The organism is Pseudooceanicola sp. (genome assembly GCF_029213205.1).
Lineage (GTDB): Bacteria > Pseudomonadota > Alphaproteobacteria > Rhodobacterales > Rhodobacteraceae > Pseudooceanicola.
Genome location: NZ_JARGNH010000002.1, coordinates 34,383 through 47,135, shown reverse-complemented (window position 1 = coordinate 47,135; position 12,753 = coordinate 34,383). Strand labels below are relative to the sequence as shown.

General features: G+C 65.4%; 13 protein-coding genes. 9 read left to right on the top strand and 4 right to left on the bottom strand.

Going from position 1 to position 12,753, the window contains the following annotated elements:
- Positions 1-20: 20 nt before the first annotated feature.
- Positions 21-1,031 carry a Hint domain-containing protein gene (locus tag P1U48_RS02690; RefSeq protein WP_301066937.1) on the bottom strand — a complete coding sequence of 337 codons (1,011 nt, stop codon included), beginning with the start codon at positions 1,029-1,031 and terminating at the stop codon, positions 21-23.
- Between the two features lie 160 nt (positions 1,032-1,191).
- On the opposite strand from P1U48_RS02690, the gene P1U48_RS02685 reads away from it, so the two are divergent.
- From P1U48_RS02685 to P1U48_RS02675, 3 genes are all read left to right on the top strand, one after another.
- Positions 1,192-1,971, top strand: a complete 780-nt coding sequence (locus P1U48_RS02685; protein WP_301066935.1) for an SDR family oxidoreductase — start codon at positions 1,192-1,194, stop codon at positions 1,969-1,971.
- Positions 1,971-2,162, top strand: a complete 192-nt coding sequence (locus P1U48_RS02680; protein WP_301066934.1) for a hypothetical protein — start codon at positions 1,971-1,973, stop codon at positions 2,160-2,162. Before P1U48_RS02685 ends, P1U48_RS02680 begins: the two co-directional genes overlap by 1 nt.
- Positions 2,163-2,243: 81 nt before the next feature.
- Positions 2,244-3,326: an ABC transporter ATP-binding protein gene (locus P1U48_RS02675; protein ID WP_301066933.1), complete on the top strand. Its 1,083-nt coding sequence runs from the start codon at positions 2,244-2,246 to the stop codon at positions 3,324-3,326.
- 83 nt (positions 3,327-3,409) lie between these two features.
- Here P1U48_RS02675 and P1U48_RS02670 read toward each other — a convergent pair whose 3' ends face one another.
- Positions 3,410-4,216, bottom strand: a complete 807-nt coding sequence (locus P1U48_RS02670) for an isocitrate lyase/phosphoenolpyruvate mutase family protein (protein WP_301066932.1) — start codon at positions 4,214-4,216, stop codon at positions 3,410-3,412.
- 364 nt (positions 4,217-4,580) lie between these two features.
- Here P1U48_RS02670 and cysS point away from each other — a divergent pair, with 364 nt between their 5' ends.
- Together cysS and cimA are read left to right on the top strand one after the other, a co-directional pair.
- Entirely contained in the window at positions 4,581-6,029 is a 1,449-nt protein-coding gene (gene cysS / locus P1U48_RS02665) for a cysteine--tRNA ligase (RefSeq protein ID WP_301066930.1), read from the top strand.
- Between the two features lie 223 nt (positions 6,030-6,252).
- Entirely contained in the window at positions 6,253-7,875 is a 1,623-nt protein-coding gene (gene cimA / locus P1U48_RS02660; RefSeq protein WP_301066928.1) for a citramalate synthase, read from the top strand.
- Positions 7,876-7,961: 86 nt separating this feature from the next.
- Here cimA and ald read toward each other — a convergent pair whose 3' ends face one another.
- On the bottom strand, positions 7,962-9,086 hold the full coding sequence (gene ald, locus P1U48_RS02655) for an alanine dehydrogenase (RefSeq protein ID WP_301066926.1): 1,125 nt from the start codon (positions 9,084-9,086) through the stop codon (positions 7,962-7,964).
- 259 nt (positions 9,087-9,345) lie between these two features.
- Between ald and P1U48_RS02650 the strand changes: the two genes are divergently transcribed.
- Genes P1U48_RS02650 through P1U48_RS02635 form a run of 4 tightly spaced genes read left to right on the top strand, consistent with a single transcriptional unit; the run spans position 9,346 to position 11,480 of the window.
- Positions 9,346-9,519, top strand: a complete 174-nt coding sequence (locus tag P1U48_RS02650) for a hypothetical protein (protein ID WP_301066924.1) — start codon at positions 9,346-9,348, stop codon at positions 9,517-9,519.
- 2 nt (positions 9,520-9,521) lie between these two features.
- Positions 9,522-9,731, top strand: a complete 210-nt coding sequence (locus tag P1U48_RS02645) for a helix-turn-helix domain-containing protein (protein ID WP_301066923.1) — start codon at positions 9,522-9,524, stop codon at positions 9,729-9,731.
- Complete coding sequence (locus P1U48_RS02640; protein ID WP_301066922.1) at positions 9,728-10,711, top strand: alpha/beta fold hydrolase; 984 nt, start codon at positions 9,728-9,730, stop codon at positions 10,709-10,711. Before P1U48_RS02645 ends, P1U48_RS02640 begins: the two co-directional genes overlap by 4 nt.
- Positions 10,698-11,480, top strand: a complete 783-nt coding sequence (locus tag P1U48_RS02635) for a squalene/phytoene synthase family protein (RefSeq protein ID WP_301066921.1) — start codon at positions 10,698-10,700, stop codon at positions 11,478-11,480. Before P1U48_RS02640 ends, P1U48_RS02635 begins: the two co-directional genes overlap by 14 nt.
- Before the next feature lie 10 nt (positions 11,481-11,490).
- Here the strand turns inward: P1U48_RS02635 and P1U48_RS02630 are convergent, their stop codons facing one another.
- On the bottom strand, positions 11,491-12,714 hold the full coding sequence (locus P1U48_RS02630; protein WP_301066920.1) for an MFS transporter: 1,224 nt from the start codon (positions 12,712-12,714) through the stop codon (positions 11,491-11,493).
- Positions 12,715-12,753: the final 39 nt, after the last annotated feature.

The window sequence follows — 12,753 nt, the reverse complement described above, 5'->3', positions numbered from 1 at the left end:
GATGGCGGGGCGCCGAACCCCTAGCGTTCCGACGCCGCCCGCAGCAACCGCGCCGCATCGGGCCGGTCGAGCAATGATTTCTGCACTTCGAAATCCAGATGCGGACGCCCGGAATGGCCCGGAAGCGCAGCCGACAGTTTGGCGTCCAGTTCGGGCGGCAGGGCCGCGCGGGTGCGGGTGTCGATCAGCAGGGTCTCGGCGGCGATGCCTTCGGCATAGATGATCTGATGGCTGTCAAACAGCAGCTGGTAATATTCGACGAACCCCCCCTGTTGCTGCAGGATCGACTCACCATTCACCAGATGCCGGGCGCGCACCAGAACCTCGTGGCGCCCGGCGCCCAGGGTGTCCTGGCGTTGATAGATGAACAGCCGGTGATCCGGGCTGACGATCAGGTCGTGGTCGTTGTTCAGAATGCCGGCGGAAATCAGGATCGGGGCGAATTCACCAACCGCACGGACGGTGGAATGACCGATCCAGCGCACCGCCTGCACCCCGTCGTCGCGGGTCAGCACCCGGTCGCCGATGCTGAGATCCTCGATCGCCATCTGCATGCCCGAGGCCATGGTGATCCGCGTGCCCCGGGTGAAGGAGACGCAGGCGACCTCGGCAAAGCGCCGGGCCTGGGTCTCGGTGTCGATGCGGACCAGCCGGTAATCGGTGCGCGGCAGCATCGGTGCAAAGGGCAGGGCAAAGATCTCGCTGACATGGCCCAGGCTGTCGACCTCGACCAGCACCAGCATTTCGGCGGTCTCGCTGTTGTCACCCATGAAGGTCAGGCAGGAATCAAGGTGGATCACCGATCCCGGGGTGCCGGCCTCAGTATCCTCCCCGACGCGAATGGTGCCGTCGGCTTCGGTTTCCAGTGCCAGACGCACCGGTTCGGTGGCTTTGCACCAATAGATATCGTCCGGAATCACCTCAGCCGCAAAGGACAGCTCGTCCCCCATGTTCGCACCATGTTCGACGAAAAAGTCTGCGGCCCGGAAAACCGGGACAGAGGCGGCGGGTTGGGCAATCGCACTGGTCATTCGGTCTGCTCAATTTTCTATCTGTCTCACCCCTCCAGGGGGCGTTAAGCTCCGGTCTAGCGATCAAATGCGGCGGCATACGGGCAAGTTTTCGGAACTTTCCCGGCAATCATGCGCCCGATGTGGTCAGAAAATGCAGGAAATCCGGGAGGAACGGTAAATGGATCTGGGTATCAAAGGCAAGACGGCGCTGGTTTGCGCGTCATCCAAGGGGCTGGGGCGCGGCTGTGCGATGGCGCTGGCCGCCGAGGGGGTCAATCTGGTGATCAACGCCCGTGGTGCTGAGGCGCTTGAGGCGACGGCGGCCGAGATTCGCGCTGCCCATGGCGTCGAGGTGGTCGCGGTGGCTGCCGATATCACCAGCGACGAGGGCCGCGCCAAGGTGCTGGCCGCCTGTGGTCAGATCGACATCCTGGTCAACAACGCCGGTGGCCCGCCGCCGGGATTCTGGCCGGATTGGGAGCGCGCGGATTTCATCGCGGCGCTGGATGCCAACATGCTGACCCCAATCGCGCTGATCAAGGCGCTGGTGCCGGCGATGATGGAACGCGGCTGGGGCCGGGTGGTCAATATCACCTCGGCCTCGGTGCGCAGCCCGATCGCCCAGCTTGGCCTGTCCAATTCCGCCCGCGCCGGGCTGACCGGCTATGTCGCGGGCACCTCCCGGCAGGTCGCCAAGAGCGGGGTGATCATGAACAACCTGCTGCCCGGCAGCCATGACACCGACCGGATCAAGGCGCTGACCGAATCCACCCGCCAGCGCGAGGGCATCAGCATGGAAGACGCGATTGCCCGCCGCAACGCCACCAATCCCACCGGCCATATCGGAACGGCCGAGGATTTCGGCGCCACCTGTGCCTTCATGTGTTCGCAATTCGCGAATTTCATGGTCGGGCAGAATATCCTGCTGGACGGTGGAGCCTTTAACTCGACTGTCTGATGGCCGCGGGGTTTTCGCTCAAGGGTCCGCTGTTCAATCCGGCCAGGGTCGCAAGCCTTGGCCGGGAACTGGCCCGGGCCTGGCCGGATTTCGACGCCGCCCTGTTCGAGGCGCGGGGCGGTGCGCGCCGCGCCACGCCGGTGCAGGTCAACCGGGGCCGGCGCGCCAGTGGCGAATTTGACCTGCGTTGACACGGGCGGTTGCATGGCGGGCGAGCCGAGGCTAAGCCTGCCCGAACCCGAGCGTTTTCGTCAGAAGAGGGACGAACGGCCTTGACCGCGCAGACCCCGCGCCTTGAGATCCGCAACCTGACCCGCCGTTACGGCGGGCGCGCGGTGGTGGACGATGTTTCACTTTCGGTGATGCCAGGGCAGGTGACCTGCCTGCTCGGGCCTTCGGGCTGCGGCAAATCGACGACCCTGCGGATGATTGCCGGGGTCGAGATGCAGGACAGCGGCAGCATCTGGGTGGATGGCGCGCTGATCTGCGACACGGTGTTCCGGGTGCCGCCGGAGCGGCGCCATATCGGGCTGATGTTTCAGGATTTTGCACTGTTCCCGCATCTCAGCGTCGCCGACAACGTCGCCTTTGGCCTGACCGGCGATCGCGCCAGCAATCGCGCCCGGGTGGCCGAGATGTTGCAGCGGGTCGATCTTGGCCGCTTCATCGACGCCTGGCCGCATGAGCTGTCGGGCGGCGAACAGCAGCGGGTGGCGCTGGCCCGGGCGCTGGCACCGCGCCCGCGCATCATGTTGATGGACGAACCCTTCTCCGGCCTCGACAACCGGCTGCGCGACGGTATCCGCGACGCCACCCTCGATGTGCTCAAGGACGAGGGCACCGCGGTGCTGCTGGTCACCCATGAGCCGGACGAGGCGATGCGGATGGCCGATAACATCGCGCTGATGCGCGACGGGCGGATCGTGCAGCGTGGCGCGCCCTACAACATCTACAACGCGCCGGTGGACCGCGACTCGGTGGCGTTCTTCAGCGATGTGAATGTGATTCGGGGCCGGGTGCAGGGGGCGCTGACCACCACCCCCTTCGGCCAGTTCCTGGCCCCCGGGGTGCCAGACGGGGCCGAGGTCGATATCGTGATCCGCCCGCAGCACCTGAAGATCGACTTTGACCGCGACGGACGCGGCCCGATGCCGACGCCGCAGGACGGCACCCCGGCGCGCGGCGTGGTGCAGCGCGCCCGGTTCATGGGCAATGAAAGCCTGGTGGAATTCCAGATGGATCACGATGGCTCGACCCTCCGCGCCACCGTGCCCAATGTGTTCCTGCCCAAACCCGGCAAGCCGCTGTGGCTGACCATCCGCCGTGACCGCTGTTTCGTGTTCCCGGCCAGCTAAAGCCCGCCGCTTCCTCTGGTCAAAAATATCCCGGGGGGGCCGCAGGCCGGGGGCGGCGCCCCCTCCGCAGATGCCAGCGGCGCCTAACTCAGCAGTTTATCCACCACCCGGCCCGACACCGAATGTTGCAGCCCGGCGAAACTGCCGCTGGTCAACATCTCTTCGGCGGCGTCGATCAGCACCCGATGGGTGATCCGTGCCAGCGATGAGCCGAGCGAGATCCGGGCCACCCCGATCCGGGCGAAGTCCGCGCGGCTGTGATTGGCCATTGTTCCGGCGACAAGGACGTTCACCGGTGCCGTGACCGCGCCGCAGATCCGCGCCAGCCCGTCGAGGTCCGGCGGGGCAGACGCATAGAGGCAATCGGCACCGGCAGCTTCAAACGCCTGCAACCGCCGTATTGCCTCATTCAGGTTATAGCTGCCCCGCAACATGCCATCGGCGCGGGCGACCAGTACGAAATCGCGGGGCAGGATGCGGGCGGCGGCGACCGCGGCCTTGATCCGCTCGACCGCCAGATCGAACGCATAGGCGCCGGATCCGGGCAGCATCGTGTCCTCGATCGAAATCCCGGCCAGCCCGGCCTCGGCGGCCAGCCGCACGGTTTCGGCGCAGATCTCGGGCGTGTCACCAAAGCCGTTTTCGAAATCCCCTGACACCGGCAGCGGGGTTGCCGCGACGATGGCCTGGGCATGGGCCAGGGCCTCGTCCCGGCTGATACCGCCATCGGGCCGTCCCAGGGTAAAGGCATGCGCCGCGGATGAGGTCGCCAGCGCCTGCGCCCCCTTGGCGGCCAGCACCCTGGCCGATCCGATGTCCCAGGCATTGCAGAGGATGAAGGGGTTGCCCTTTTTGTGCAGGGCGCGGAAGTCAGGGGCAGGATCGTGCATTTTGCTCTCCATAAAAGCCGATGCGGTGGCATTGGTGGGCGATCTCCGGCCGAACGCAAGGCCCCCTGGTCAGAACCGCTCTGGCAGCGCCGCCCCAGGGGTCCGACACCTCGGCCCCGGGCAGGGTTGCGCAGATCGTTCGGATCAGGGCGCGGCTCATCGCGGCAGGATTGGTCGGGGCGGGCAAAAAATCAAGGCTTGGCAGATCCGCGCTTTCGGTCTAGTGCTGACACCCATGAACCGGATTTGCATCATCATCTGCTGCATTATTCCCTGCTGACATAGTCACGCGGGCCGGTCATTTCGTTTCCAAATCAAGACGATCCTGATAGGTCCGCGGCCAAGCCGCGTGAGGACGCCTGTTATGGTCGAGATAAAGCTGACGAATACGATGACGCGAAAGAAAGCCATCTTTCGCCCGATCGACCCGTCGAATGTGCGGATCTATGTCTGTGGTCCGACGGTCTATGACCGCGCCCATCTGGGCAATGCCCGCCCGGTGGTGGTGTTTGACGTGCTGAACCGGCTGCTGCGCCATGTCTATGGCAACGATCACGTCACCTATGTGCGCAACTTCACCGATGTCGATGACAAGATCAACGCGCGGGCGGCGCGCGATGGGCGCTCGATCCGCGAGATCACCGATGAGACCATCGGCTGGTATCACGATGATATGGACGCGCTGGGCAATCTGCGCCCGGATCATGAGCCGCGCGCCACCGATTTCATCCCGCAGATGGTGGCGATGATCGCCGGGCTGATCGAGGCGGGTCATGCCTATGCCGCCGAGGGCCATGTGTTGTTTGCGGTCGAGTCCTACGCCGAATATGGCCGCCTGTCCGGCCGCTCCATCGATGACATGATCGCCGGGGCGCGGGTCGAGGTGGCGCCCTACAAGCGCAACCCGATGGATTTCGTGCTGTGGAAACCCTCGAGCGCGGATCTGCCCGGCTGGGACAGCCCCTGGGGCCGCGGGCGGCCGGGCTGGCATATCGAATGTTCCGCCATGGCCCAGGAGCTTTTGGGCGATCATTTCGACATTCACGGCGGCGGCAATGACCTGATGTTCCCGCATCACGAGAATGAAATCGCCCAGAGTTGCTGTGCCCATCCCGGCGCCGGCTTCGCCAATGTCTGGCTGCACAACGAGATGCTGCAGGTCGAGGGCAAGAAGATGTCAAAGTCGCTGGGCAATTTCTTTACCGTCCGCGATCTGCTGGATCAGGGCGTCCCGGGCGAGGTGATCCGCTTCGTGTTTCTGGGCACCCATTACCGCAAGCCGATGGATTGGACGGACGGAAAGCGGCAGGAGGCGGAGGCGACTCTGCTCAACTGGCGGTCGCTCGTAGCAAGACTTGGTGAGAGTGCGACGAAGGAAATTCTTTCGGACTCTCAAACCGACGACGAAGTCGTTGCAGCCCTGGCCGATGATCTAAACTCGGCGGGAGCGATCACGGCGCTGCACAGGCTCGCACGGCGTGTGCGAGGCGGGGATGTTGAAGCCGCTAAAAAGCTTGCCGGTTCCTGTGCGATGTTGGGACTGGACTTGAATGCTGACCAGGTGATTGAGCGTTTGGTTGCCCAAATCCAAATGGGTCGTACTCGAATTTCCATCCAGCAGGATCATGCGCCACTCATCGGGCGCCTATTGGAGTTGAGAGCCGAAGCCCGTGCGAAGAAGGATTTCGAAACGGCGGATCGCATACGGGACGCATTCGTAGCGGCGGGAGTAGAGGTGGTGGACACAAAGGAAGGCCCGATGTGGACTCTCAAAGCTGATTTCGACCCCACCAGGCTGGAGGGGTTGAAATGAGCGCTGATTTAAACGGAACACAGGTTCGCCCACGGCCCGAGGGTGGGGGCGAAATCGCCCCCGCCCTGGGGGGCGGGTCGGGGGCGAACCGGGCCGCAAACGGCCCGGTGGTACTCGGGAATGGTAACGCTTTGCTGGGGCGGGTCGGCGCAGCCCGGCGTGCCAGCGGGCGGGTGCCTTTTTATGAAAACCAGCGCAGCCTATGCGCCGGGGAGACGATGCGATGAAACAGAAACTCTATCTCTACGACACCACCCTGCGCGACGGGCAACAGACCCAGGGCGTGCAATTCTCGACGCCCGAGAAGATCCGCATCGCCGAGGCGCTGGATCATCTCGGCATCGATTATATCGAAGGTGGCTGGCCCGGGGCCAACCCGACCGACAGCGCGTTTTTCGACGCGGCGCCGCAGACCAGGGCGCGGATGACCGCCTTTGGGATGACCAAACGCAGCGGCCGCTCGGTGGAAAATGACGATGTGCTGGCGGCGGTTCTGAACGCCGCCACCGGCTCTGTCTGCCTGGTTGGCAAGACCCATGATTTCCACGTCACCACGGCGCTGGGCATCACCCTTGAGGAAAACATCGACAATATCCGCGACAGCCTTGCCTACCTGGTCGCCGAAGGCCGCGAGGCGCTGTTTGACGCCGAGCATTTCTTTGACGGCTGGAAAGCCAACCGCGCCTATGCGCTGGAGACCATCCGCGCCGCCTATGACGCGGGCGCCCGCTGGGTGGTGCTCTGCGACACCAATGGCGGCACCCTGCCGGTCGAAATCGGCCAGATCGTCGCCGAAGTGATCGCCGCAGGTATCCCCGGCGAGAGGCTGGGCATCCACACCCATAACGACACCGCCAATGCGATTGCCGGATCGCTGGCGGCGGTGGATGCCGGGGCGCGCCAGGTGCAGGGGACGCTGAACGGGCTGGGCGAACGCTGCGGCAATGCCAATCTGATCACCCTGATCCCGACCCTGATGCTGAAAGAACCCTATGCCAGCCGCTATGAGATCGGGGTCAGCACCGAGGGGCTGGCCGGGTTGACGGCGCTGTCGCGTCAGCTTGACGATATCCTGAACCGGGTGCCGACCAAACAGGCGCCCTATGTCGGGGCCTCGGCTTTTGCCCATAAGGCCGGGCTGCATGCCAGCGCCATCCTGAAAGCGCCGGAGACCTATGAGCATATCGACCCGGCCCTGGTCGGCAATGAACGGGTGATCCCGATGTCGAACCAGGCCGGGCAGAGCAATCTGCGCCGCCGCCTGGCGGATGCCGGTATTGCGGTGCCCAAGGGCGATCCGGCGCTGGGGCGGATGCTGAACGAGGTCAAGGGACGCGAGGATCGCGGCTATACCTATGACAGTGCCCAGGCCAGTTTCGAACTGCTGGCGCGCGAGGAACTGGGGCAGATGCCACAGTTCTTTGAGGTCGAACGCTATCGGGTGACCATCGAGCGGCGCACCAATGCCGTCGGCAAACGGGTGAGCCTGTCAGAGGCGGTGGTGGTGATCGTGGTCGATGGCGAGCGGCGGATGTCGGTTTCGGATTCGCTGGATGAGGACGGCTCGGATCGCGGGCCGGTGAACGCGCTGGCGACGGCGCTGGCCAAGGATCTGGGGCCGCTGCAGGAAAAGATCGCCGATATGCGGCTGGTCGATTTCAAGGTGCGGATCACCCAGGGCGGCACCGAGGCGGTGACCCGGGTGATTATCGACAGCGAGGATTCCGCCGGGCGGCGCTGGTCGACGGTCGGGGTGTCACCGAATATTGTCGATGCCAGTTTCGAGGCGCTGATCGACGCGATTCACTGGAAGCTGCTGCGCGAAGGCGCAGAGACGCGCCCGTGAGGTCTGGGGGAGGGGGCTGTCTGCCCCCGCCGCCTGCGGCGGCCCCCCGAGGATATTGTTGACCAGAGGAAGCGGGGGACGCGGCCCTAGGCCGGGGTTTTCAGCGCTTCTTCGGGGGGGTGATAATCATAGCCGAGGTCGCGGGCCACCGCCTCAAAGGTGACCTGGCCGTTGTGGATGTTGAGCCCGGCGCGCAGATGCGGATCGCGGGTCAGCGCCACCGAGAGCCCGTGATCGGCCAGCGCCAGCGCATGTGGCAGGGTGGCGTTGTTCAGCGCATAGGTCGAGGACCGCGCCACCGCGCCGGGCATGTTGGCGACGCAGTAATGCACCACGCCCTCTTCGACAAAGGTCGGGGCGTCATGGGTGGTCGGGCGCGAGGTTTCAAAGCAGCCGCCTTGATCGATTGCCACATCCACCACCACCGCGCCGGGGTTCATCGTGGCAAGCAGGGCCCTGTTGACCAGCTTTGGCGCCGCTGCGCCGGGGATCAGCACCGCGCCGATCACCAGATCGGCCTGGGCCACCGCCTCGGCCAGCACGGTGCGGGTGGAATAGAGGGTGCGAATGCGACCGTGATAGAGGTGGTCGATCCGCTCCAGCGCCTCGGCAGAGCGGTCGAGCACGGTGACATCGGCGCCCAGCCCCGCCGCCATCTGTGCGGCGTTGAAGCCGACAACGCCGCCGCCGATCACCACCACCCGGCCCGGCGCGATCCCCGGCACCCCGCCCAGCAGCACGCCGCGTCCGCCATGGGCCTTTTCCAGCGCCGTCGCCCCGGCCTGGATCGCCATCCGCCCGGCCACCTGACTCATCGGTTTCAGCAGCGGCAGGCCACCGTTGGCGCCGGTCACCGTCTCATAGGCAACGCAGCTGGCGCCAGAGTTCACCAGGTCGCGGGTCTGGTCCGGGTCGGCGGCCAGATGCAGATAGGTAAAGAGGATCTGACCGGGCCTGAGCATCGCCCGTTCCGCCGCCAGCGGCTCTTTCACCTTGATCACCATATCCGCAGCGGCAAACAGTGCCGCCGCACTGTCGGCAATCGTGGCCCCGGCGGCGCGATATTGGTCGTCACTGGCGCCGATGCCGTCGCCCGCGCCGGTTTCGATCATCACCTGATGCCCATGCGCCACCAGTTCCGAGGCGCTCTCTGGGGTCAGTCCGACACGATATTCATGGGTCTTGATCTCTTTCGGGCAGCCGATGTGCATGGGATCCTCCGCAGGTTTGTCTGGACATCAGAGCAGGTCTTGCGTCGAATGTAATCGCGGCTTGGGGCGAAATTTCCGGATTGGGGTGAAATACTGCCACGCATTGACGGAATTGACGCCGGATTCTTGCATGTCTGGCGGGAAAACCGGAGCAAGCTCCCGAGGCATTTGCGGGAAGAGACAGACGATGAGGTAACCTTGACGTTACCTGCCTGCAGATTTATGTAACCCAGAGGTTACCATTTGCCGCAGAGTCCCAATGGCCACCAACCCGATCACATCCCCCCATTTTGCCACTATCCGGCTGGCGGTTCTGACGCTTACCGGCCTGGTCTGTCTGTCCCAAGCGGCGCTGGCGCTGCCGGCGATGGGCGCCCTGCTCGGCGGCACCGGGCTGATCCTGTTCGCGCTGTTCGATCGGCGGGGGCGCTGAGCATGGGCCTGCGCAATCATCTGAAAGAGGCGCGGGCGGCGCGGGGCCTGACCCAGGCGGCGTTGGCCGAGGCGACAGGGGTGTCGCGCAAGACCATCAACACCATTGAAAACGCGGTGTTCGTGCCCTCGACCCTGCTGGCGCTGCGCCTGGCGCGGGTGCTGGACCTGTCGGTGCATGACCTGTTTGAACTGGAAGAGGACGCGAGATGAATTCGCTGATGATATCGGTGATTGCCACGGTGACAATGCCTGCGGTGATAGCGCTGGGGCTGATCGCCTCACAGCGCCCGGGCGAGGTCGATCCGGGCAGAACCGGCGCCGGTCTGGATTTTTCCGGGGTGGTCGCCGGCGAGGCGGTGCCGCTGCCGGTGACACAGGTGAAGAAGCGTGATGGCACGGAACTGGCGGTGCGGCATCTGCCCGGGCCGCCGGGGGCGCCGCTGTTGATCCTGGTGCATGGCTCGGGCTGGCACGGCGGCCAGTTCGACGGGCTGGCCCGGGTGCTGGCCGAGCGGGCCGAGGTGCTGGTGCCGGATCTGCGCGGCCATGGCGCGGCACCGGTGCGGCGCGGCGATGTCGATTACATTGGCCAGCTTGAGGATGATCTGGCCGATCTGATCGCCGCCTATCGCCAAGAGGGGCAAAAGGTCGTGCTCGGCGGCCATTCCTCGGGCGGCGGGCTGGTGGTGCGCTTTGCCGGTGGGACGCAGGGCGGGATGCTGGACGCGGCGGTGTTGATGGCGCCGTTCCTGCAATATGACGCGCCGGTCACCCGGCCAAATTCCGGCGGCTGGGCGCATGTGCTGACCCGGCGGATCATCGGGCTGAGCATGTTGAATGCGGTGCGGATTCGGGCGCTGAACCACCTGACGATCATCGAATTCAACATGCCCGAAGCGGCGCGCAACGGGCCGCAGGGGCATCTGGCGACGCTGGCCTATTCCTACCGGATGAACACCTCATACGGGCCGCGCCGCGACTACAAGGCCGATATCGCGGCGCTGCCGGACTTCGTGCTGATCGCAGGGGCCGAGGATGAGGCGTTTGTGGCTGATGGTTATGAGCCGTTGATGTCCGAAGTGACCGACAAGGGCCATTATTTGCTGGTGCCCGGCACCGGGCATCTGGATATTGTCGACCATCCTGCCACGGCGCAGGCCATTGCTGAGGTTCTGGATGGGCTTGACTGAATTTGACGGTGATCTCACCGCCTGCGCGGCGCTGGTCGAGCGGGCAGATCCGCACCGGTTTCGCGCAGTGATGGCGGCGCCGCTGGCGGCGCGCCCGACGCTGTTTGCGCTCTATGCCTTCAATGTCGAGGTCAGTCGCGCGCCCTGGGTCACCGGCGAGGCACTGATCGCTGAAATGCGGTTGCAATGGTGGCACGATGCGCTGGAGGAGATTGCCAGCGGTGGCAATGTGCGCCGTCACGAGGTGGTTACGCCGCTGGCCGCTGTGCTGGATCCTGCAGCAGCCGAATTGCTGACCGGGCTGGTCAGCGCCCGACGCGCCGATATCGAAGCGGCGCCATTCGATGACACCGAAGCGCTGCTTGCGTATCTCGATGCCACCTCGGGCCATCTGCTCTGGGCCGCTGCCGGGGCGCTGGGCGCCACTGCAGCCAGCGAGGCCACGGTGCGCGACGCGGCGCTGGCCCTGGGTCTGGCGAATTGGCTGCGCGCGATCCCGGCGCTTGAGGCGGCAGGCAAGCAGCCCTTGCCGGACGGGCGGCCGGAAGCGGTGGCCGATCTGGCGCGGCTGGGGCTGGCGCGGCTGGCGCAGGCCCGCAAAGCCCGGGCCGGGGTGCCGGTGGCGGCCATGTTGCCGCTGGCCGGGGTGCGGGCGGCGCTGGCGCAGGCGGCGCGGCGGCCCGGCGATGTCGGCGCCAGCCGTTTGCCGACAGAGGGGCTGAGGATCAGCGCAGCGATGGGCTGGGCCGCGGCGACCGGGCGCTGGTAGCGCAGGGCGCTTAGCTGGAAAACTCGTCCTTGGGTCGCAGCACCAGCCAGATCAGCGCCGCCCCGGCAAGGGTCAGGAACGGCACCATCGCCAGGTTCACCGCGGTCCAGCCCTGTTGCGCCGATCCGCCTGAGCAATTCATCAACCCGCCCGAGGCCAGCGAGGCCAGGGTGACGCCGCCGAACACGATCAGATCGTTGAGGCCCTGAACCCGCCCCCGTTCTTCTGGTCGGTGTGCCCCGGCCAGCATGGCGGTGGCGCCGATAAAGCCAAAGTTCCAGCCTATGCCGAGCAGCACCAGGGCGACAAAGAAATGCTCAAGATCGACGCCGCTCAGCGCCACCAGCCCGGCGGCGGCGAGGATCGCAAGGCCAAGCGCCATGATCTTTTCCACCCCGAAGCGGGCAATCAGATGGCCGGTAAAGAACGACGGCACGAACATCGCCAGCACATGGCTGGTGACCACATCCGCGGCGTTGGACTTGGCATAGCCGCAACCGACCACCGCCAGCGGCGTCGAGGTCATCACCAGATTCATCAGCGCATAGCTGACCATGGCGACGATCATCGCCACCGCGACACGGGGCGTTGCCAGCAATTGACGCCGGGTGCGGCCGCGCGGCGCATCATGCGCCGGCACCGGCGGGCGCGGAATGTCGAGCAGCAGGAACAGGAACGAGCCGAGAACATTGATCGCGATCACTGTCAGATAGGTGCCCAGGAACGGCACCACCATCGCATCGGCGGTGACCTTGACCAGCTGCGGCCCGATGATCGCCGAGGCCAGGCCACCGGCCATCACGTAGGAAATCGCCTTGGGCCGGAATGCGTCAGACGCGGTGTCGGCGGCGGCAAAGCGATAGAACCCATGCGCCGACATATAGATGCCGGTCAGCAGGCTGCCCAACAGGAACACCGGAAACGACGCGAGATAGAGACCATAGGCGCCGATGATCCCGCCCAGGGTGCCGCCGGTGGCCCCGACATAAAACCCGACCCGGCGCCCGTATTTCTGCATGATCGCTGACATTGGCGTCGCCGTCAGCATCGAGCCGAGCACGATCAGCGAAATCGGCAGGGTCGCGAAACAGGCATTGCTGGCCAGCGATTGCCCGGCCAGCCCGCCGATGGTGAAGATCATCGGCATCTGTGCCCCGAGGATCGCCTGGGCCAGAACCAGCACCATCACATTGCGCTTGGCGCGGGATTCGTTCACTTGGATCGTGTCGGACATTGCTGCAGGCTCCTGAGGTGCGACAAGCCCTAGATCCAC

Coding starts and splice junctions, on each gene's coding strand:
- P1U48_RS02690 (WP_301066937.1), bottom strand. CDS start 1,031: ATGACCAGTGCGATTGCCCAACCCGCCGCCTCTGTCCCGGTTTTCCGG.
- P1U48_RS02685 (WP_301066935.1), top strand. CDS start 1,192: ATGGATCTGGGTATCAAAGGCAAGACGGCGCTGGTTTGCGCGTCATCC.
- P1U48_RS02680 (WP_301066934.1), top strand. CDS start 1,971: ATGGCCGCGGGGTTTTCGCTCAAGGGTCCGCTGTTCAATCCGGCCAGG.
- P1U48_RS02670 (WP_301066932.1), bottom strand. CDS start 4,216: ATGCACGATCCTGCCCCTGACTTCCGCGCCCTGCACAAAAAGGGCAAC.
- cysS (WP_301066930.1), top strand. CDS start 4,581: ATGGTCGAGATAAAGCTGACGAATACGATGACGCGAAAGAAAGCCATC.
- cimA (WP_301066928.1), top strand. CDS start 6,253: ATGAAACAGAAACTCTATCTCTACGACACCACCCTGCGCGACGGGCAA.
- ald (WP_301066926.1), bottom strand. CDS start 9,086: ATGCACATCGGCTGCCCGAAAGAGATCAAGACCCATGAATATCGTGTC.
- P1U48_RS02650 (WP_301066924.1), top strand. CDS start 9,346: ATGGCCACCAACCCGATCACATCCCCCCATTTTGCCACTATCCGGCTG.
- P1U48_RS02645 (WP_301066923.1), top strand. CDS start 9,522: ATGGGCCTGCGCAATCATCTGAAAGAGGCGCGGGCGGCGCGGGGCCTG.
- P1U48_RS02640 (WP_301066922.1), top strand. CDS start 9,728: ATGAATTCGCTGATGATATCGGTGATTGCCACGGTGACAATGCCTGCG.
- P1U48_RS02635 (WP_301066921.1), top strand. CDS start 10,698: ATGGGCTTGACTGAATTTGACGGTGATCTCACCGCCTGCGCGGCGCTG.
- P1U48_RS02630 (WP_301066920.1), bottom strand. CDS start 12,714: ATGTCCGACACGATCCAAGTGAACGAATCCCGCGCCAAGCGCAATGTG.